This window comes from Allobosea sp. 01N443 (genome assembly GCF_056399325.1).
The window spans coordinates 24,470-43,429 of sequence record NZ_JBFTRC010000001.1 but is presented as its reverse complement, the minus strand read 5'-3'; the positions used below and the strand labels follow the sequence as shown (position 1 = coordinate 43,429).

General features: G+C 65.9%; 15 protein-coding genes. 8 read left to right on the top strand and 7 right to left on the bottom strand.

The window, feature by feature from the left end; all coding sequences use genetic code 11:
• Window positions 1-88: 88 nt before the first annotated feature.
• On the top strand, window positions 89-1,720 hold the full coding sequence (locus AC1DRP_RS00205; RefSeq protein WP_476767487.1) for an HAL/PAL/TAL family ammonia-lyase: 1,632 nt from the start codon (window positions 89-91) through the stop codon (window positions 1,718-1,720).
• A 68-nt stretch (window positions 1,721-1,788) separates the two neighbouring features.
• Here AC1DRP_RS00205 and AC1DRP_RS00200 read toward each other — a convergent pair whose 3' ends face one another.
• Window positions 1,789-3,048 carry an allantoate amidohydrolase gene (locus AC1DRP_RS00200; protein ID WP_441505007.1) on the bottom strand — a complete coding sequence of 420 codons (1,260 nt, stop codon included), beginning with the start codon at window positions 3,046-3,048 and terminating at the stop codon, window positions 1,789-1,791.
• A 199-nt stretch (window positions 3,049-3,247) separates the two neighbouring features.
• Here AC1DRP_RS00200 and AC1DRP_RS00195 point away from each other — a divergent pair, with 199 nt between their 5' ends.
• Window positions 3,248-3,625: a glyoxalase superfamily protein gene (locus AC1DRP_RS00195; protein ID WP_476767486.1), complete on the top strand. Its 378-nt coding sequence runs from the start codon at window positions 3,248-3,250 to the stop codon at window positions 3,623-3,625.
• Window positions 3,626-3,673: 48 nt separating this feature from the next.
• Here AC1DRP_RS00195 and AC1DRP_RS00190 read toward each other — a convergent pair whose 3' ends face one another.
• A complete protein-coding gene (locus AC1DRP_RS00190; protein WP_069878438.1) occupies window positions 3,674-4,420 on the bottom strand; it encodes an SDR family NAD(P)-dependent oxidoreductase in 747 nt (248 codons plus the stop codon).
• A 112-nt stretch (window positions 4,421-4,532) separates the two neighbouring features.
• Entirely contained in the window at window positions 4,533-5,987 is a 1,455-nt protein-coding gene (locus tag AC1DRP_RS00185; protein ID WP_441505009.1) for an undecaprenyl-phosphate glucose phosphotransferase, read from the bottom strand.
• Window positions 5,988-6,357: 370 nt separating this feature from the next.
• Between AC1DRP_RS00185 and AC1DRP_RS00180 the strand changes: the two genes are divergently transcribed.
• Together AC1DRP_RS00180 and AC1DRP_RS00175 are read left to right on the top strand one after the other, a co-directional pair.
• Window positions 6,358-7,164, top strand: coding sequence for a WecB/TagA/CpsF family glycosyltransferase (locus AC1DRP_RS00180; RefSeq protein ID WP_476767485.1), 807 nt, complete (start codon window positions 6,358-6,360; stop codon window positions 7,162-7,164).
• Window positions 7,161-8,054 carry a DUF6492 family protein gene (locus tag AC1DRP_RS00175; RefSeq protein WP_441505011.1) on the top strand — a complete coding sequence of 298 codons (894 nt, stop codon included), beginning with the start codon at window positions 7,161-7,163 and terminating at the stop codon, window positions 8,052-8,054. Before AC1DRP_RS00180 ends, AC1DRP_RS00175 begins: the two co-directional genes overlap by 4 nt.
• A gap of 7 nt (window positions 8,055-8,061) precedes the next feature.
• Here the strand turns inward: AC1DRP_RS00175 and AC1DRP_RS00170 are convergent, their stop codons facing one another.
• Window positions 8,062-9,186: a lipopolysaccharide biosynthesis protein gene (locus tag AC1DRP_RS00170; RefSeq protein ID WP_441505012.1), complete on the bottom strand. Its 1,125-nt coding sequence runs from the start codon at window positions 9,184-9,186 to the stop codon at window positions 8,062-8,064.
• A 254-nt stretch (window positions 9,187-9,440) separates the two neighbouring features.
• Here AC1DRP_RS00170 and AC1DRP_RS00165 point away from each other — a divergent pair, with 254 nt between their 5' ends.
• From AC1DRP_RS00165 to AC1DRP_RS00155, 3 genes are all read left to right on the top strand, one after another.
• Window positions 9,441-10,502 carry an endo-1,4-beta-xylanase gene (locus AC1DRP_RS00165; RefSeq protein WP_476767484.1) on the top strand — a complete coding sequence of 354 codons (1,062 nt, stop codon included), beginning with the start codon at window positions 9,441-9,443 and terminating at the stop codon, window positions 10,500-10,502.
• A 67-nt stretch (window positions 10,503-10,569) separates the two neighbouring features.
• Window positions 10,570-12,963 (top strand): Wzz/FepE/Etk N-terminal domain-containing protein, encoded by a 2,394-nt coding sequence (locus AC1DRP_RS00160; RefSeq protein WP_476767483.1) that lies wholly within the window; start codon window positions 10,570-10,572, stop codon window positions 12,961-12,963.
• 39 nt (window positions 12,964-13,002) lie between these two features.
• Window positions 13,003-14,148, top strand: a complete 1,146-nt coding sequence (locus tag AC1DRP_RS00155; RefSeq protein ID WP_441505015.1) for a Gfo/Idh/MocA family protein — start codon at window positions 13,003-13,005, stop codon at window positions 14,146-14,148.
• Here the strand turns inward: AC1DRP_RS00155 and AC1DRP_RS00150 are convergent, their stop codons facing one another.
• Entirely contained in the window at window positions 14,149-15,225 is a 1,077-nt protein-coding gene (locus AC1DRP_RS00150; protein WP_441505016.1) for a Gfo/Idh/MocA family protein, read from the bottom strand. It lies immediately after the preceding gene.
• Between the two features lie 10 nt (window positions 15,226-15,235).
• Window positions 15,236-16,291: a glycosyltransferase family 2 protein gene (locus AC1DRP_RS00145; RefSeq protein WP_476767482.1), complete on the bottom strand. Its 1,056-nt coding sequence runs from the start codon at window positions 16,289-16,291 to the stop codon at window positions 15,236-15,238.
• A 165-nt stretch (window positions 16,292-16,456) separates the two neighbouring features.
• On the opposite strand from AC1DRP_RS00145, the gene AC1DRP_RS00140 reads away from it, so the two are divergent.
• Window positions 16,457-17,626, top strand: coding sequence for a glycosyltransferase (locus AC1DRP_RS00140; RefSeq protein ID WP_476767481.1), 1,170 nt, complete (start codon window positions 16,457-16,459; stop codon window positions 17,624-17,626).
• Window positions 17,627-17,730: 104 nt separating this feature from the next.
• Here the strand turns inward: AC1DRP_RS00140 and AC1DRP_RS00135 are convergent, their stop codons facing one another.
• The gene (locus AC1DRP_RS00135; RefSeq protein WP_441491921.1) at window positions 17,731-18,849 is read right to left on the bottom strand and encodes an AbrB family transcriptional regulator; all 1,119 of its coding nucleotides are present in this window, start codon (window positions 18,847-18,849) and stop codon (window positions 17,731-17,733) included.
• Window positions 18,850-18,960 lie beyond the last annotated feature (111 nt).

The window sequence follows — 18,960 nt, the reverse complement described above, 5'->3', positions numbered from 1 at the left end:
GCAAAAACCGCCGGAAAGCCGGTTTCCCCTTTCGGATGCCATGCTCTAGACCAGAGGAAACAGAACGGACCACGCGGAAGGGACGAGCATGGCGGTTTCGATCGACGGGCGCACGCTCAAGGGCAAGCAGGTTCTCAAGGTCGCAAGGCCGGGCCCTTCCGGTCGCTACGAGAAGGCCGGCCTCGCCAAGGCGGCACGCGAGCGCATTGCGGCGACACGCGCCCATATCGATGCGCATTTCATGACCGACGATGCGCCGTTCATGTATTCCTTCAACACGGGTGTCGGCCTGTTCAAGGACCAGCGCGTGCTGATGTCGGAGATGACCGAATATCAGCGCAAGAGCGTCTACGCGCACGCGACCGGCATCGGAGAGCCATTCGCTGAAGACGTGACGCGCGCCACCATGCTGTTGCGCGCCAATGCCTTCGCCTCGAATTATTCCGGCCCCCAGGTCGAGCTCGTCGAGCGCCTGCTCGCCTGCCTCAATGCCGGCGTGCACCCGGTGATCCCGCAGAAGGGCTCGGTCGGCGCCTCCGGCGATCTCGCCCCGCTCGCCCATATGTCGGCGGCTGTCTGTGGCTTCGCCGAAGCCGAAGCGATCTACAAGGGCAAGCGCATGCCGGCGCGCGATGCGCTGGCGAAGGCTGGCCTCACACCGGATTTCCCGCTCGGCGCCAAGGATGCCTCTGCCCTGATCAACGGCTCGACGGTTTCGCTCGCGCTCGGCGTCCTGGCGAGCGAGGATGCCAAACGCCTGGTCAAGGCGGCCGATATCGGGCTCGCGCTTTCGCTGGAGGCGATGCGGGGCGAGCTTGCAGCCTTCGATCCGCGCGTCCACGCCGCGCGTCCCCATCCGGGCCAGGGGCTGGTGGCCCGCAATATCCTGAAACTGACGCAGGGCTCGAAGCGCTGCTCGGCTTCGGCCCGCGAGACGATCTACCCCGACGAGATCGGCCGCACCCCCGGCAAGCCGCCATCACCACGCGTACAGGATGTCTATTCGCTGCGCTGCGGCCCGCAGGTGCATGGTCCGGCACGCGAGGCGCTCGACTACGTGCTGCGCGTCATCGGCACCGAGACCAACTCGGCCACGGACAACCCGCTGATCTTCGAGGAAAGCGGCAGCTACACCGTGATCTCCGGCGGTCATTTCCACGGCCAATACGTCGCGCAGGCGATGGACCTACTCGCCATGGCCATGACCGATCTCGGCTCGATCTGCGAGCGTCGCCTCGCCCGGCTGATCGACCCGACGCTCAGCTACGGCCTGCCGCGCAACCTGCTCGCCGGCAAGCGCGGCCTGAATACCGGCTTCGCCACGGTGCAGTGCTCGATGTCGGCGCTGGTGATGGAGAACCGGACGCTGTCGTCGCCGGGATCCGTCGATTCGATCCCCGGCAAGTCGAATGCCGAGGACCATGTCTCGAATTCGACCTGGTGCGGCCGAAAGGCCCGCACCGTGGTCGAAAATGTCGAGATGATCATTGCCATGGAAATCCTGATGGCCTGCCAGGCGCTGACCCTGATCGCGGAGACCGCCAAGGGCCATCCGCTCGGCCGGGGCACGCAGGCGGCGCTCGACGCGTTGCGCGAGACGATCCCGCCCGCGCTCGACGGCGACCGCTGGTACGCTGCCGAGATGAATCAGGCGACGGCGCTGGTGCGCTCGGGCGCGATCGTCGAGGCGGTCGAGGCGGTGGTCGGGACGCTCGAGTAAGGCCAGCCGTCACGCGGTTTTTGCACGAAAATAGCTGCTCGGCGCGTACAGCCGAGCAGGACGAGGGGTTACCCCTCCTGCCGCGCCAGCTCCAGGACGGTCTCGAGCAGCACCCGGATCGCGATGCCGGCGTCGAGTTCGGTCATGTTCTCCAGCGGGGAATGGCTGATGCCCCTCTCGCAGCGGACGAAGAGCATGGCTGAGGGACAGAGCCGTGCCATCGCCATGGCGTCATGGCCCGCGCCGGACGGGAGACGGCGAGCACTGAGGTTCGAGCCCGTACGGGCGATGCCCGTCGCAAAGGCCTCCTGCAGCCGCTCCGCCATCGGCGTCGCATCTTCCTGCGAATAGGGCGTGATCTCCAACCCGACACCGCGCCGAGCCGCGATCGCGGCGAAGCGCTCGGCAATGGCCTTGTCCATGCTCGCCAGCGTCTCGTTGCGCGGCGAGCGGAAATCGACGGTGAAGTCGACCGCGCCGGGCACGACATTGGTGGCGCCCGGATCAGGCCTGAACACCCCTACCGTGCCGACCGCCTGCTCATGCGCAGCCGCAATATCCTCGAGCGCCAGCGCCATCTCCGCGGCAGCCGCAAGTGCATCCTTGCGCAGCTTCATCGGAACCGTCCCGGCATGGCCGGCCTCGCCGGTGACGCGGACCCGGGCCCGCTTCTGGGCGTTGATGGCCGTGACGATGCCGACGGCTTCGTTCTCGCTCTCCAGCACCGGACCCTGCTCGATATGGACTTCGAGATAAGCCTTTACGGAGCCGGGCTTGCGCTTCAGCGCAGCAATTCCCGATGGGTCCCCGCCGAAGGCGACGAGCGCATCACGCAGCACCACGCCATCCGCATCCCGGGAGTCGAGCCAAGCCGTATCATAGTGCCCGATCAAAGCCGACGAGGTCGAAAGGGAGGTCGGAAAACGCACCGTCTCCTCGTCCCCGAAACCGACCACCTCCAGTGCGAAGGGCAGGACGATGCCGGCATCGCGAAGCGCCTGCGCTGCAAGGATACCGGCGACGACGCCGAGATTGCCGTCAAACCGGCCGCCATCCTTCACCGTATCGATATGCGAGCCGATCAGCACGGCGGGAAGACCAGGCTTTGCGCCCTCGCGACGGCCCTGGACCGATCCGGCGGCATCGATGAAGGCGTCGAGCCCCGCCACTTCCATCGCGCCCTTCGTCCACTCGGCAGCCTGCCGATGCGAAGGGGAGAGGTAGAGACGGGTGATCTTGCCCGGCTCGTCGGTGAAGCGGTTCAGTCCATCGAGTGCGGCAAAGGCACGGGCACCAAGGACGGCGGCGGAGGGAAGTGAGGCGGTCATGGCGAAACCATAGCGCATCGGCCCTGCGGGGGAAGCAGCCAGAGGCGTCCCCAGGTCGAATTTCCATGACTGGCGCGACAGCCCATCCGCCTGCTAATCATCCAGCCGGAGCACCGTCTCTCTTCACCCCCTGGAAAGCACTCGTCCGCGCCGCACCGCCGGTACCGGGTGAAGCGGCTCCCCATCGCGAGACGTTGCCATGACCGACCCAATCGACCACGGAATCCGCTTCGGACGGATTGCCGCCATGTTGCCAGTACGCGACATGGACAAGGCCCACGACTTCTACACACGGGTGCTCGGCTTCCGAAAAACCTTCGAGAACGGTGTCCCCGTCGGCTTCATGATCCTGAAGCGCGATGAAGCCGAACTGCATCTCACCCTGCAGAAGACGCATCTCGCCGCGCCATTCAACGTCGCCCATCTGATGGTCGGCGATGCCGAGGCCCTGCACGCGATTTGCCAGCGCGAAGGGCTGCGTATCATCAAGGGGCTGCGGGACCAGGAATACGGGCTGCGGTCCTTCGTCTTCGCCGATCCGRACGGCAACCGGATCGATGTCGGCCAGCGCCTCTGACCGAAAAGGCAAACCGCGCCCCGCAGAACCGCGCGGCGCGGATCGGGATCAGTAAGTCGCGCGCCCACCCGACAGATCGAACACCGCGCCTGTGGTGAAGCTGTTCTCGGCGGAAGCCAGGAAACCGACCATCGAGGCGACCTCGTCAGGCTGCAGGAAACGGCCGCGCGGGATCTTGGCCAGCATGTAGCCGATATGCTCTTCGCTCATCTGGTCGAAGATGCGGGTCCGCGCCGCTGCGGGCGTGATGCAGTTGACCGCGATATCCTTGTCGGCGAGTTCCTTGCCGAGCGATTTGGTCAAGGCGATCACCGCCGCCTTCGAGGCGGAATAGGCCGAGGCGTTGGGGTTGCCTTCCTTGCCGGCGATCGACGCGACCAGCACCAGCCGGCCGTAATTGCGCTTCAGCATTCCGGGTATCACCGCCTGGCAGCAATGCAGCGTGCCATCGACATTCAGGCGCATGATCTTCGCCCATTCGTCGAGCGGGTATTCCCAGGTCTTCAGGTTGGGGCCCGCGATGCCGGCGCTGGTCACGAGGATATCGACGCTGCCGAGGCGAGCCTCGAGCGCGTCGGCCGCCCGCTTCACGGCGGCGGCATCGGTGACATCGATGGCGATCCCGGTCGCCCCCTTGCCGATCTCGCCCGCCGCCTTTGCTGCGAGCGCGCCATCGAGGTCCCAGATCTCGACCTTGGCGCCACTCGCCGCGAAGCGCTCGGCAACCGCACGGCCAATCCCCTGCGCTCCACCGGTCACAATGGCGACGCGACCGTCTAAATCGATTTGGTTCATGGCAAGCCCCCGGCTGAGAAGTCGGACTGCACGGTAGCGGCCTGATTTCCGCTAGGCCAGCGCGCTCGGTGCCATGCCGGTCTGCGCAAATCGGGGCAGATCAGCGCGTCGACTATTGGGCGTTGAGATAGGCCCGCGCGCTGAACACAGTGCGCAGGAGAATGCCGAGATCAAGCCAGAACGACCAATTGTCGATGTACCAGTGATCGAATGCGACCCGCTTGGCCATTTTCTCGTCCGTGTCGGTCTCACCGCGCAGGCCGTTGACCTGAGCCCAGCCGGTGATGCCCGGCTTCACATTGTGACGCCGGGCATAGAGGGCGATCTTGCGTTGGAACGCGTGATCATGGGCGAGCGCATGCGGGCGCGGCCCAACCAGCGACATCTGACCGGCGATGACATTCATGAGTTGCGGCAGCTCATCGAGATTGAAGCGGCGCAGCAAGCGGCCGATGCGCGTGATGCGCGGGTCGTTACGCGTCGCCTGACGAATGACGTCGCCGTCATCGGTCGCCGTCATCGTGCGGAACTTGAAGATCCGGAAGGGCTGCTGGTTGAAGCCGTAGCGTCGCTGCAGGAAGAACACCGGTCCGCGCGTGTCGAGCTTGATCAACCCCGCAATGATCAGCAGAACCGGCAACGCCAGAAGCAGGATGGTCGAAGCGGCGACGATGTCAAAGCCGCGCTTCGCGACGATCGCAGCGGTGGACAGCGCCGGGCGCGTCAGCCGCAGGCTGGCGAACGAGCCGATGCGCACGATATGGGGACTGTCGAACCGATCCATGATCCGCTCGGGCGCGAGGTGGATCGCGACCGGCAGGTTCATGAAGGCATCGATGCAGGCATCGATCGTCTCCTGATCCGACCAGGGCAAGGCGATGAAGACCGCGTCCGGCCGCATCTGCCGGCAGCGCCCTGCAGCGGTGACCAGATCGGCCTTGAGCGCGGCCATCGGATCATTGATGCGGCGCGCGTCGTTGCTGTGCAGGAAAGCGACGTCGACGATGGCGAAGCCCATGTTCCAGGGTTGATGGCGCGAGACGAAGGACATCACGTCGGGTTCACGGCCGATCAGGAACACCCGCTCCGTGGTGATGCGGCCGGTCTTGCTGGCCACTGAAATGATGCGGGCAATGCCGGCACGCGCCAGAGTGATCAGCGGAATGCCGGCCAGATAGGTCACGAGCACGACGGCGCGTGAATAATGATCGACGATCTTGGCGAGGAACGCGACGGCGATGAAGGCCACCATCGTAATGTTCCAGACCGTAAAGGCCGAGGCCATCTGCCCCTTCGCAGAGAGATAATGGCTGAGCTGGTAGCGACCGCGCATCACATTGGTGAAGACGAAGATCGCCGCGATCATCATCGCCAGCTCGCGCGTGATCCTGACATCGCCGAAATGGCCGTAGGCCAGGAGGTGGTAGACCACGGAGGCGAGGGACACGATCGTCAGCACCACGACCGCGTCTGTCAGCGCCGTGACGAGACCGATCCAGTGCCGCCAGGCATTGGCGCGTTCGTCGGCAGCCGCCGCCGCATAGTTCAGATCGTTGACGCTCATCATCGCGGCAGGCTCTCCGGAGCCACAACGGCCTGACGGCCGGCGGCGAGCGCTCCGGAACGGAACAGGACGCTCCCTTCCAACTGCTCTCACGGCTGCGAGCGGCAAGCGCCATGCCGCCCGGTCACGCGCCGGAATGAGACGCCGAGAGCGGAGTTCGGCCGCGACACGAAGGGGTCAGGGAATCCGGCTGCAACGACCGACATGACGGCGTCCCGTTATGAGACAGCGCCAATCCCGTTCCGCAACTCCTCGGCAGCCGGTCTGATGGTAGTCAGGGTCAAGGGCTGTTCACCGTCCATCGGGCTTGGCGTGATCCACCGCCGTGAGCGGCCAAGACAGGAACCGAAAACGCCTCGAAATGAACGAGATCGTGACTGCCATTTCATTCTTCGACATGTCATCGCACACGCAGCCAGCCGACCATCCCGACCATGCCCGCCGCGATATCGGCGGCATTGGTGTGGCTGTGCTCGATCGCGCGCAGGCGCTCGCGGTGCTCGACACGGCACTTGCCCGTCACCGCCACGTGAAGCTCGCCTTCTGCAATGCGAACCTCGTCAACCTGGCCGCCGTGGACGCAAGGCTGCAGGCGCAGCTCAAGGACTTCCTGGTGCTTGCGGACGGAATCGGCGTCGATATCGGCTCCCGGCTTCTCTATGGCGCGTCCTTCCCCGCAAATCTCAATGGCACCGACTTCATTCCGGCCCTGCTCGCCGCGCAGAACCGTTCGCTCCGCGTGACGTTGCTGGGCGGACAGCCAGGTGTGGCCGAGCGCGCTGCGGCGCGCCTGACTCAGGATTACCCACGGCACGGCTTCACCGTGCTGAGCCACGGCTATTTTGCTCAGAGCGAAGAGGCCGGGCTTCTGGCGCAGCTGGCCGAAAGCCCGCCCGATCTCCTGCTCGTGGCCTTCGGAAATCCGCTTCAGGAACGCTGGATTGCAGAGAAGATCACGCTCCAGCACGCGACGATCGCTGCCGGTATCGGTGCGCTGTTCGATTTTCTGGCAGGCGAGGTCGAGCGCGCGCCAGACGTCCTGCGGCGTCTGCGGCTGGAATGGCTCTACCGCCTCCTGCTGGAGCCCCGCCGGCTGTGGCGGCGCTATGTGCTCGGCAACCCCGCGTTCCTGCTGCGGATGCTGCGCATCAGGTTCCAGCCCCGCGGTCCGACGCAATGAGCCTCAGCTACGCCATTGCGACGCCGAGCTATGCCGGGGACTTCGAACGCTGCCGGCTGCTCTGCGCCAGCATCGACCGTTTCGTCACCGGCCACACGGCCCATTACCTTCTGGTCGAGGATCGGGACGTCGCGCTGTTCAAGCAGCTGGAAGGTCCGCACCGGCGGGTGATCGCGGAGGCGGAGCTTCTGCCCTCCTGGCTGAAACCCCGGCCCGATCTCCTGAGCCTCGGACGTCGCCGGGTCTGGACGGGCCTCGGTGCCCTGCGGCGCGGTCTGCCGCCGCTGCGCGGCTGGCACGCACAACAGCTGCGCAAGTTCGCCTTTCCGATGAAGAGCCACGAGGACGTGGTGATCTTCGCCGATTCCGACATGATGTTCCTGCGGCCCTTCGACGTCACGCGCCTCGGCCGGGACGGGACGGTCCGCCTCTACCGCAAGCCCGACGGCATCACCGGCGCCATGGCCCAGCATACCGACTGGTGCATGATGGCGGCCCGCCTGCTCGGACTGCCGGAACCAGCATTTCCCAGTCCCGACTACATCAACAATCTCGTCAGCTGGCGACGGGACGCCGTGCTGGCGATGATGACGCGCATCGAGGAGATAGCCGGGCGCAGCTGGGTCGAAGCGATCGCCACGCACCGGCAATTCTCGGAATACATGATCTACGGCTATTTCGTCGAACGCGTGCTCGGGCTCGAAGCCGCCGGCCACTGGCCGGACGAGCACGAGCTCTGCAAGGTTTACTGGTTTCCCGAAGATGTCGGCGAGCTGGCGACGTTGCGCAGCTTCGAGGACATCCTGGAACCGGGACAGGTCGCGGTCGGCGTGCAATCCTTCATCGGGCAGCCCGTCGAGCGCCTGAAGGCGCTGTTCGAAGCACAATAGTCCCGGTTCAGCGGGCCCGGCCAAGCAACCGATAGGTGACCGTGACGGAGAGCAGATAGACTGCGCCGAAGACGGCGTTGAACCAGGGGGCCCAGGCCTCTTCCTGGCCGAAGCGAATCATCACCCAGGCGATCAGTGCCGCCTTGAGCGCGGTGATGGCGCAGAGCAGCGCGATACGCGAGCCGGTGCGCTCCCGCGCATAGAGCAACTCGGCGTGATACTCGACGAGGTTGCGGAAGGCAGGCACCGCGAACATCGGCAGGAAGAGATAGGCGGCCTCGGAGACGTTGCGGCCGAGCGCGCCGGGAAACGGCATCAGCAGAATGACGATGGCGACCAGTCCGCCGATCGAGACCAACGCGATCGCGAGTTCGACCAGCATCTTGCGTCGCCAGCCGCCGCCGAGGCCGCGATCCTTCATGATCTTCTGGACCAGCATCTGGTTGAAGCTGCGCACCGGCATCGCGGTAAGATCGATGACGCGCATGGCGATGGCATAGAGCCCCGCGGTGCGTTCTCCCGCGAGCGCCAGCATCAGCAGCTTGTCGAGTTCGGATTGGACGTAGAACACGATGTCGGCCGCGCCCGCGAATACGGCATCGGCCATGCGGCGGGGATAGAGCGCCCTAACGAAACGCAGGCGCAGCGGCGGCAGAAACAGCGTCAGCGCGATCACCGCGGACAGGATCGTAGTGCCGAGATAGGCCCAGACCCAGGTTTCCAGGCTCGCATGGCCCAGACCATAGAAGGCAACCGCAGCAAGCGTGCGCAGCGAGGAGCCGATGATGACGAGCAGGGCGGACTGCCTGAAACGCCTCAGGCCGTTATTGATGATGGCGACGACCTCGACGAGGCGCCAGCCGAGCACCTCGGCGACGATGATCAGGGCGAAGGGAAGAAGATCCAGCCGCTCCCTAAACAAGGCGACATAGGCCAGGGCGGCAACTGCAGCGATCAGCGGCAGCGACAGGACGGCAAGCCCGCCGAAGCCGGCGAGATAGGCGCCGAGGAGACGCGGCTTGACCGTGGCGACGCGATAGACCGGCGAGACGAAGCCGAAAGCCAGCAACCGCGAGAGAATGAGTCCTGTCGAGGAGGCCGTCGCGAACAGGCCAAACTCACCAAGGGTCAACGTATTCGCAACGATGAGGAAATATACAAGAGAGATAATGAGACGACCGGCTGAGCCGCTCAGGATCGTAAGGTAGGCGGATATGGTGGCACGATCTGGCGACATGGAGTCCATTGCGGCGGCGGCGAGAGCTGGCTCGGGCCCTGCTCACGCCAAAATTGAGCCCGAACCTCGCTTAACGCAAAGGCATTGAGCGACCCTAAACGAAGCCCGGGAAGCGCTGCCCCGCGCAGCTGCCTGAATCGGAACGGAACATGAGCCGCATCACCAGGCGCGACGCCCTGGCCGGAACTGCCAGCCTCGCCCTGGCGTGGCCGAGCGCCGGTCTCGCGCAGGTCGGCCGACCCGCCATTCCATTCGGCTCGGCCGCGCAGATCGAGCCCTTCCGCGCCGACCCGCGCTATCGCGAGGCTTTGAAGACCTATTGCAACGTCATCGTCCCGATGAACGACCTCAAATGGGAAGCGCTCCGGCATGACCGCTCCCGGTTCGACTTCTCCGGAGCCGACGAGCTGATCGCCTTCGCACGCGGCAACAAGCAGGCCCTGCGCGGCCACGCCTTGCTCTGGGGCATGGCCTTGCCGCCCTGGGCCAAGGAGATGAGCACGAAGGCGGAAGCCGAGCGCGAGCTAATCAGCCATATCGAGACCGTCGTGGACCGCTACAAGGGCGTCATACCGACCTGGGATGTGGTCAATGAGGTGATCGCTCACGATCCGACCCTCGAGGAGCCCTATCGCGACACGATCTGGCAGCGCCTGCTCGGCCCCGAACATATCGAGATCGCTTTCCGGACCGCGGCCCAGATCGATCCAGAGGCGCGGCTGGTGATCAACGACTATGATTTCGAGGATACCGATCCGCGCATCGTGAGGCGCCGCGCCGCGGCTCTCTCGATCATCCGGGACCTGCGCGACAAGGGCATCCCGGTCCATGGGCTCGGTATGCAGGCCCATCTGTACGGCGAACGCGCCATCGATACGCCCGGCTTGCAGCATTTCATGCAGGATCTCGGCACGCTCGGCGTCGATGTCGAGATTACCGAACTCGACGTGATCGATTGGAAGCTGCSGGCTGTAGAGCGGGAGCGCGACAGCACCGCGGCAAACCTCGTTTCGACCTTCCTGAATGCGGTGGTCCCCGCGCGCCAGCCCAAGGCGATCGTCACCTGGGGCCTCAGCGACCGCTATTCATGGATCGGAGAGACCTTCGCGCGTAAGGATTCTGCCAAGGCCCGGCCACTCCCCCTCGATGAGGACTACAGGCCGAAGCCGATGATGAAGGTACTTGACCGTTATCGGCTGGGGACGAGCTGAGCGGTGTTGGTGAGTTCGATGTCCGCCGGGGTGACGACCATCATCATCCCGGGCCGGGCAGGTTTGAGTGAAGCGTAGCGTCATGTTCACGACCGAGACCGCCGATGGCGAGCTCAGCAGAACCGAACAGGCCGGCAGCCGCACGGAGCCGGCGGCCGGCGGAGCTGTGCCGTCAGCATTGGCGCGCCTGACCAACCCGGCCTGGCTCTTTCAGACGCTGTGGAGCCGAAAGGGACTGATCATCGCGGCAGCGCTGGCGGGCGCCCTCCTTGCCGCCCTGGCAAGCCTGTTCATTCCGCCGAAATACGTCTCGACCGCCCAGCTTTTCATCGATCCGCGCGATCTGCGCGTGCTGCAGAACGAAGTCTCGCCCAATGCGGTCGGCAGCGACCCGACCTCGCTTACGGCCTATCTCGAAAGCCAGGCGCGCATCATCGCCTCGGACAGCATCAAGGCGCGCGTCGTCAAGAGCGAGGGCCTCGACAAGGATCCGGAATTCGGGGGCGAGGCCGCCAAGAGCGGGCTGGGTCGACTCCTCTCTGGCAGCAACAGCACCTCTTCCCGCGATGGATTGCTCTATGCGCTCGCGGCCCTCGACAAGAACGTCACGGTCCGGCGTGGCGAGCGGACCTTCGTCATCGACATCTCGGTGACCTCGCGCGATCCCGATAAGGCAGCGCGGATCGCCAATGCGCTTGCCACCGCCTATCTCGACGACCAGGCTTCCGTCCGTGCCGAGGCTGCGCAACGCGCCACCGGCGCGCTGACCGGGCGCCTGGAGGAATTGCGCAACCGCCTGCGCATCGCCGAGGAGAAGGCAGAGAAATACAAGGAAGCCAACAGCCTCGTCGGTGCAGGCGGCAAGTCGATCGGCGAAGAACAGCTTGCGCTGAACAATGCCCAGCTCGTCGCCTTGCGCACCAGGGTCAGCGAAGCCAAGGCGAAATACGACCAGACGCTTGCGACGCGCGCCTCGAGCATCGAGGCCGGCGCCATACCCGAGGCGGTCGCCTCGAACACCATGACTGCACTCCGGTCCCAGTTGGGCGCGGCGCTCAGCAAGGAAGCCGATCTGCTGGCCTCGCTCGGCTCGCGTCACCCCGCGCTCGCCGCGGCGCAGGCTCAGGTGCGCGATGCGCGCCGGCAGATCAACGAGGAACTTGCCCGGATCGCGCGCGCCGCCAAGATCGAATACGACCGCGCCGTCGATGCCGAGAGGCAGATCGCGCGGCGCGTCGAGGAGCTGACCAGGCAGCAATACAGCGCCGGCCGCGCTTCGGTGCAGTTGCGCGAGCTCGAACGCGAGATCGAATCCTCGCGCGCCGTCTATGACGCCTTCCTGCGGCGGGCACGTGAGACCGGGGAACTGTCCGGTATCGACACGACCAATGCGCGCGTCATCAGCATGGCCATGCCGGCGCTCGAGAAGAGCGGCGTCAGCAGGCGCACCGTCGTCATGCTCGGAGGCATCGCCGGGGGCGGTCTGGGCGCGATCGCCGCACTCGGATTGGCGCTGTTTGGCGGCTCCCTGCCTGCACCGCCTGCCGGGCTGCGCCGCTGGCCATTCCGCAATCGCCACGAGCCTGTTGCCGCTCAGGCATCGCCCCCGCCCGCTCCTGCCGATCCCGTCCCTGTGGTCGCTGCGGCCACGGAGCCGCCTTCCCCTGATGCGGTCGCGGCCCCCGCCAGGACCGGATGGCGGCGTTTCATGGCGATTCAAGGCGGTCAACCAGCCCGTACTCCGGAGGTCGTGCGAGCCCCCGCAGCTCCCCCCTTGGCCTTGCTGGCAAAACTGCCTGCCGTGAGGCATCGACGCTGGCGGCGGGATGGCGAAGTGCGCTCGGTCTTTCAGGCCAAGGCTCATCTCGTCGACGTCATCGACAAGCCGAATGCCTCCTTCGCCCGGGCGATCCGCGGCATCCGAACCGAACTCGCCAGCCAGGGCAGTCCCAGTCGGCGGATTCTCGTCGTCGGATTGCGCCGCAATGCCGGCGCCTCGACGCTGGCGCTCAACCTCGCGCTCGATGCCGCGCAAGCGGGGTTGCCGGCCATGCTGGTCGATGCCGGCCTCGGCGGAAACAGCCTGACATCGGTCTTCGCGCCGGACGCGCAGGCAGGTGTGCACGAGATCGTCTCCGGCAGCGCCAGCCTGATCCGTGCGGCGCTGCAGGACGAGGGCACCGGCCTGTTCTTCGTGCCGCGCAAAGGGCATCCGGAACTCGTCACAGCCGAACAGATCAGCCACGACTTCTTCGGCGCGGCCCGCCGCTTCGGGCCGGTCTTCATCGATGGTGCCTCGCTGGGTTCCGACGCTTTCACGGAGCGTTTTGCAGATGCGGTCGACGACATCGTGCTGGTCGTTCGCGAGGGTGAGGTCGGCGCGGGCGAACTCCAGCAGGCAAGTACGGCGCTGGGCCGGAACGCAGCCAAGATCCGCGGCTTCGTCAGAAACGAAGCCTGAGCGCCGCCGTCGCCATCGATCGCCAGACAGGACACCGTGATGAAGATCGCGCTTATCGGCACAGGATTCGTGGCCGATTACTACATGACCACGCTGGCCAACCATCCCGGGCTTCAGCTTGCCGGCGTCTATGATCGCTCGCCGGACCGCCTCCGTGCGTTCTGCGCCTTTCACGGCGCGAGGCCTTATGAAAGCCTGGAGGCCGTGCTCGCCGAGCCGCAGGTCGACATCATCGTCAACCTGACGACGCCCGAAAGCCATTACGAGATCACCAGGCAGGCGCTCGCCGCAGGCAAGCATGTCTATTGTGAAAAGCCGCTGGCCATGCAGCTCGAGCAGGCCAGCGAACTCGTCGCCCTTGCGGATGCCGCTGGATTGACGTTGGCCACCGCACCGGCGAACGGCCTCAGCGATGCTCATCGGCTGGTGAGAGATGCGCTCTCGCAGGGGGCCATCGGAACGCCGCGGCTGATCTATGCCGCCATGGAGGACGGCCCGGTCTTCCGGGGCAATTGGGCGACCTGGCGGTCGCGTTCCGGCGCACCATGGCCTGGCCTGCATGAGTTCGAGATCGGCTGCACGCTGGAGCATGCGGGCTACGCACTGTCCTGGCTCGTGTCGCTCTTCGGCGCGGTCGAAGCCCTGACCGCGTTCTCCGCGGTGACATTCCCGGACAAGGGGCCCGGCACCGAGACCATCACCATGGCCCCAGATTTCTCGGTCGGCTGCCTCACCTTTCGCTCCGGTCCCGTCGCCCGGTTGAGTTGTGGCCTGGCCGCACCCAAGGACCGCTCGCTGCAGATTCTCGGAGACAAGGGAACGATCACGGTCCGCGACCTCTGGGACAACCGATCCGCAATCCATCTCGAGCGCACGGATGCAACGCGCAGCCTCCCCCGTCTGCTGGCGAACCGCGTCGAGGCGCGGCTCGGCCGCTTCCTGACCTGGAAGCCGGAGCCCGGCCGCAAACTCGCCTACCCCGCCGCCACGGGCCGGTCCGCGCTGCCGGCTTTCCCCTCGCAAATCGATTTCGCGCGCGGCATCGCCGACCAGGCAAACGCGATTGCGGCGAAGCAGAAGCCCGTCTTCTCGGGCGCGCTCGCACTCCACATCACCGAGCTTGCGCTGGCGTTGAACAATGCCCGCGACCTGCCGCAGCCCTATCGGATGCAGAGCCGTTTCTGATCAGAAGGTTTTGACTGGCGGCTGCGCCAGGACCGTCTCGATGATATTCAGTACGGCCGCGCTTTCGGTGAGCGGCATGATTGCGCAGCCAGTCTCGCCGCTCCGAACGGCATCCATCACGGCACGGGCCTGGAACTGCAGTCCATTGCCGGCAAAGCTGTAGATCTCTCGGGTGCGTCCCGGCATCGGCAGGCGGTCGAGCAGCTTTCCGGCCGGTCCATTCCGGAGCCGTGGCCCTCGCCACGAGCTCCCAAGTGCCGCGGTGGTATAATGGGTCAGCCGCTGCGCCTTGAGGAAGGGCGCATCCAGACGGATCGCGCCTGCGGCCCCCTCGATCACGAACTGGTTTCCTCCATTGCGATCAAAGCCGCAGGAGAGCTCCGCCAACGCCTCCCGATAGTGCAGGACGATCTCGCAACGCCGGTCGACGCCACTGCGCGCCTCCAACCACCGACCTGTGACGCGCTCGGGACTGCCAAGCCAATGCAAGGCAAGCGAGACCGGATAGACTCCAAGGTCGAATGCCGAGCCTCCGCCCAGCGCGGGGTCGAAGAAGCGGCTGCCGGGGATGTCCTCGCGGACATAGGAGAGATCCGCCCGAATGCGCCGAACCTTGCCGATCCGCCCCGCCGCCACCTGCTCGCGCGCCGCCACCACGGCCGGCAGGAAGCGCGTCCACATCGCCTCCATCGCGAAGACGCGATGCGCCCGGCTCGCCTCGATCACGCTGTGAACATCGGCCGCGGTGAGGGCGATCGGCTTTTCGATCAAGACCGGCTTGCCGGCAGCAATACCCCGGAGGCCCTGTGCGACATGCAAGGCGTTCGGCGTCGCGATGTAGAGCGCATCGATGGCCGGATCGGCGAGAAGGGTCTCGGCATCGCCATAGGCGACGGTAGCGCCGAACTCGGCCGCAAAGGCTTGCGCCTTCTCCAACGCACGGGACTGGACCGCGCCGATCCGCGCGTCCGGCAGCAACGCGAGATCGGCCGCAAACTGCCGCGCGATCACGCCGGTTCCGATAATGCCCCAGCAAAAGCGCTCCGCTCCGATCGGAGCTGCATCACCGCTCGCCATGCCGCACGTCCTAGTTCTTGTCCGGCTTGCGGTACTGCTCGTTGCTGACGCCGAGCTCCGACATCAGGCGACCGAGCGCCACCTGCGCGTGATAGAGCCCGATCGTCGCCGAGCCGGTGCGCAAGCCGAGCGCGAGCCCGCGAAAGGGTGAGGCTGCGAGCAGCGCTAGACTCTTCGCCAGAACCCTGAGCCGCCCCCGCGCCGATGGATCGAGTCGACGCTCGATCGTGGCCGAGATCGCGCCGTTGCGCAGGCTGCGGGCCGCGATCCAGCTGAATTCCGTGCGGCGCCTCGGCATGGTCTCGCGCATCGCGGCGTCCTGGACCCACCAGAAACGGAAGCCGGCTTCCTTGCTGCGTCGGAAGAAGTCACTGTCGCCGCCGCCGGTGAAATCGAAGCTCTCGTCGAGAAAGGGGAAGCCAAGTGCCTCCAGCACCTCGCGCCGGATCAGGTAGTTGGCGCTCGAGAACAGGATCGGCACTTCGCCCGAGACAGCATAATGCGATCGAAAGACCGGGTGTGCGCTCAGCCAGGCTCGCGATTGATCCTCGAAGACCGGGGTCACCGAGCCGCCGAAGAGCTGGGCCGGCGCAGTTGCCGCAGCACGCAGAAAAGCGTCGAGCCACAGCGGCAGCGCCTCCTCGTCGTCATCGATGCCGAGGACCTGCTTCAGCGCGGGAAGGCGGGTCAGCCCGCAGCGCCAGGCGGCATTATAGGCCTTGCAGTTGCCCTGTCGCGGCTCGACGATGACATATCCCTTGAACAGCCCCGCAGCGTGAAGGGCACTCGCCCGCTCCGCACCGGCGCGTTCGACGCCTTCGTTCTCGACGACGATGATCGCAAAATCATGCCCGCCCTGCTGCGCGGCCAGAGAGCGCAAAGTGCGCTCCAGCAGCTCCGGCCGCTTGAAGGTCGGCACGCAAATCACGCTTTCGACGCCTTGCAGCGCCGCCTCTGGCGAAGCTGCGACGATCTCGAAGGTCTCGGGTGCATCGAAGCCGGGAATGGCGGGGCGTCGCGAGGCGCCTTCCAAATTGGCGGCGGAATGATGGAGGGGGTCAGCCATGGTGCCCCAGCATGCCACATCTCCGCTTAAGGTTCGGTGTCGGCGATCCTGCGCCGGCGCGCACACTCCCACACCTGATGTTCAGGATAGTTCGTCGCCGAACTTGACCCGACCGAACATCTGACGCCTCTCTCACGGCCATCCCTATCGTCAGGATCGGCCCCGTTGCGTCTTGCCTTCATCACCTCGCTGATCCCGGTTGCAAGGCCCAATACCGGCTTCGAGATCGCCAATGCCGCAATCCTCGATGCGCTGCGCTCCGCAGGGCACGAGGTCACCGCCTTCGGTTTCCTGCGCCCGGGCGAAGTGCCGGCCGACCCCTCTCAGGCCATGGTGATCGGCGCCGTCGATATCGAGAATGCGGTCGCGCCCGCCAGCCGCAAGCTGCAATGGCTCGGATATGCGCTCAGCCACGGCCTGCCTGTCGCCTGCGCCAAGCTGCGGCTCGCCGGCGCCGGCAAACTGGTCGAGGCAGTAAGGGCGCGCGGCCCGTTCGACGCGCTGATTCTCAACTCGGTGATGCTGCCTGGCGCCTTTCCGGAGCTGACCACGCTCGGGTCCTGCGTGCTGGTGGAACATAATATCGAGCATGTCTCCGCCCGGCAGAATGCAGCGCATGCCGGCACCGGGCTGATGAGTTGGCTCTATGCCCGCGAGGCCAGGTTGCTGGAAGCCGTCGAGACGCGCCTCTGGAACGAGGTGAGCTATATCTGGACGCTGGCCGAGGAGGACCGACGCGCACTCGGCCCTGCCGCAGGGAAGGCGGCGGTGCTGCCACTCGTCTCGGGCAGTGGCCCGCAGCCGGCCGCCATGGCGGAGCCGGTCGCACCGGCCTTCGACATCGGCATGATCGGAACCTGGACCTGGCAGCCGAACTTCATCGGTCTCGACTGGTTCTTGCGCGAGGTCGCTCCGCTCCTTCCGACCGATATCTCGGTTGCCGTCGCCGGACGCCTTCCGGCGGAGATGCCACCGGTCCCGGCCCAGGTGCGACTGATCGGGCGCGTCGCTGACGCAAATACCTTCCTCCAATCCTGCCATGTGCTGGCCTTGTCGAGCCGCGCCGGAACCGGCGTGCAGCTGAAGACGATCGAGGCGATGCAGCTCGGCATGCCAGCCGTGGCGACGACACTCTCCTGTCGCGGCTTTACAGCCCTGCCGGCGAATTTCTCGCTCGCGGACGAGCCGGTGGCTTTTGCCCAGGCCCTGACCGAACGGGTGCGAAGCGCGCGCGCGGGAAACCCGCAGCGCATCGATGGAGCGGCGTTCATGGCCATCCAGAGGGCTGCCCTGGCGAGCGCACTGGCCGCCGGGCTCGAGGCCGCGCGCCGCTAGATCACGGGGCCGGATATCGTATCAGACCCGACGACCTCATCGTCTGCGTTAGCGTCGGCTTTCCCGGGAATCGCAATCCACTTTCCCGGCCGATGCCTTGGGCGCTACTCGGCCGGCGCGGTCTCGGTCTTGCGCTTGTCGCCGAGGATCAGGCCGAAGACCGGCCCGGCGCCGACCATGACCAGGAAGACGCGAATGATGTGATGGGCCGCGACGAAGGCGACTTCTGTGTGGAGCGCCAGCGCAATCAGGCTCATTTCAGCCAACCCGCCCGGTGAATAGGCCAGGATCAGCGGCACGTGACCATAGATCGAAACCTTCGAGACGCCCCAGGCGAAGGCAATCGTCAGGGCGAGCAGCACCGCCGTCGAGCCGACCGAAAGCAGCAGGACGCGCAGGATGACGCTCGGCGAGGTGCCGACAAAGCGGCAGCCGACCGTGACGCCGAGCACGAGCTGGGCTGCGTTGACGACCTGGAAGGGCGGGGCGGAATCGCTCCAGCCGAGGAAATGGACCAGCGCACTGACCACCATCGGGCCGAGCAGGTGCTTGGCCGGCAGCCGCAGCAGATGTCCGAGAATGACCCCGAAGACGCCACAGCCGATAAGCCAGAGCTCGGCGAAAAGCGGTGTCTGCGCCAGCGAGGGGCCGGCATTGCGCGTTGCCGACAGCGAGACACCCTCGATCGACTGAACGATGAACGGCAGGGTCATCACCACAAGCAGAACGCGCGCCGAGTGGATCAGCGCGATGATCCGGGCATCGCCGCCCTTCTCCTCGCCGAGGAGAACCATCTCCATCAACCCGCCCGGCATGCCGGCGAAAAAGGCGGTCACCCGGTCGAAGCCGGCGACGCGGCGGAAATAGGTGACGCAGCACAGGCCGCAGGCGGTCATGAACAGAACGAGGCCAATCAGCGTCGGCAGCCAGTTCGGCAATTGCGCCACGAGATCGGGGCGAAAGCCCGCACCGAGCATCACGCCAATCACAGCGCTCATCGGGGGGCGAATGACGCCGGGCGCGGAGACCGGCGCCTTGAGCAGCGCGGCGACCGTGCAGAACACCATGGAACCCAGCATCCAGGGCAGTGGCAACTTCGCCTGCACGAAGAGCCAGCCGCCGAAGCCGCCGAGCGCAAGGGCGAGGCCAAAACGGCGATAGGGGAAGCGCCGGGGAGAGAGCGAACGCAGACCGCTCACAAAATCGGACAGCAATTCCCGCATGCGTCTGTCGTGCCCTTCAACCCGGCGACGGCCGGAAATGCGTCGATGGTGGCACGGCTCCTACACCGCTTCGGCCGACGCATACAGTCCGCCGATGGAATGTCGGCTCCG

Coding starts and splice junctions, on each gene's coding strand:
- AC1DRP_RS00205 (WP_476767487.1), top strand. CDS start 89: ATGGCGGTTTCGATCGACGGGCGCACGCTCAAGGGCAAGCAGGTTCTC.
- AC1DRP_RS00200 (WP_441505007.1), bottom strand. CDS start 3,048: ATGACCGCCTCACTTCCCTCCGCCGCCGTCCTTGGTGCCCGTGCCTTT.
- AC1DRP_RS00190 (WP_069878438.1), bottom strand. CDS start 4,420: ATGAACCAAATCGATTTAGACGGTCGCGTCGCCATTGTGACCGGTGGA.
- AC1DRP_RS00185 (WP_441505009.1), bottom strand. CDS start 5,987: ATGATGAGCGTCAACGATCTGAACTATGCGGCGGCGGCTGCCGACGAA.
- AC1DRP_RS00175 (WP_441505011.1), top strand. CDS start 7,161: ATGAGCCTCAGCTACGCCATTGCGACGCCGAGCTATGCCGGGGACTTC.
- AC1DRP_RS00155 (WP_441505015.1), top strand. CDS start 13,003: ATGAAGATCGCGCTTATCGGCACAGGATTCGTGGCCGATTACTACATG.
- AC1DRP_RS00150 (WP_441505016.1), bottom strand. CDS start 15,225: ATGGCGAGCGGTGATGCAGCTCCGATCGGAGCGGAGCGCTTTTGCTGG.
- AC1DRP_RS00145 (WP_476767482.1), bottom strand. CDS start 16,291: ATGGCTGACCCCCTCCATCATTCCGCCGCCAATTTGGAAGGCGCCTCG.
- AC1DRP_RS00135 (WP_441491921.1), bottom strand. CDS start 18,849: ATGCGGGAATTGCTGTCCGATTTTGTGAGCGGTCTGCGTTCGCTCTCT.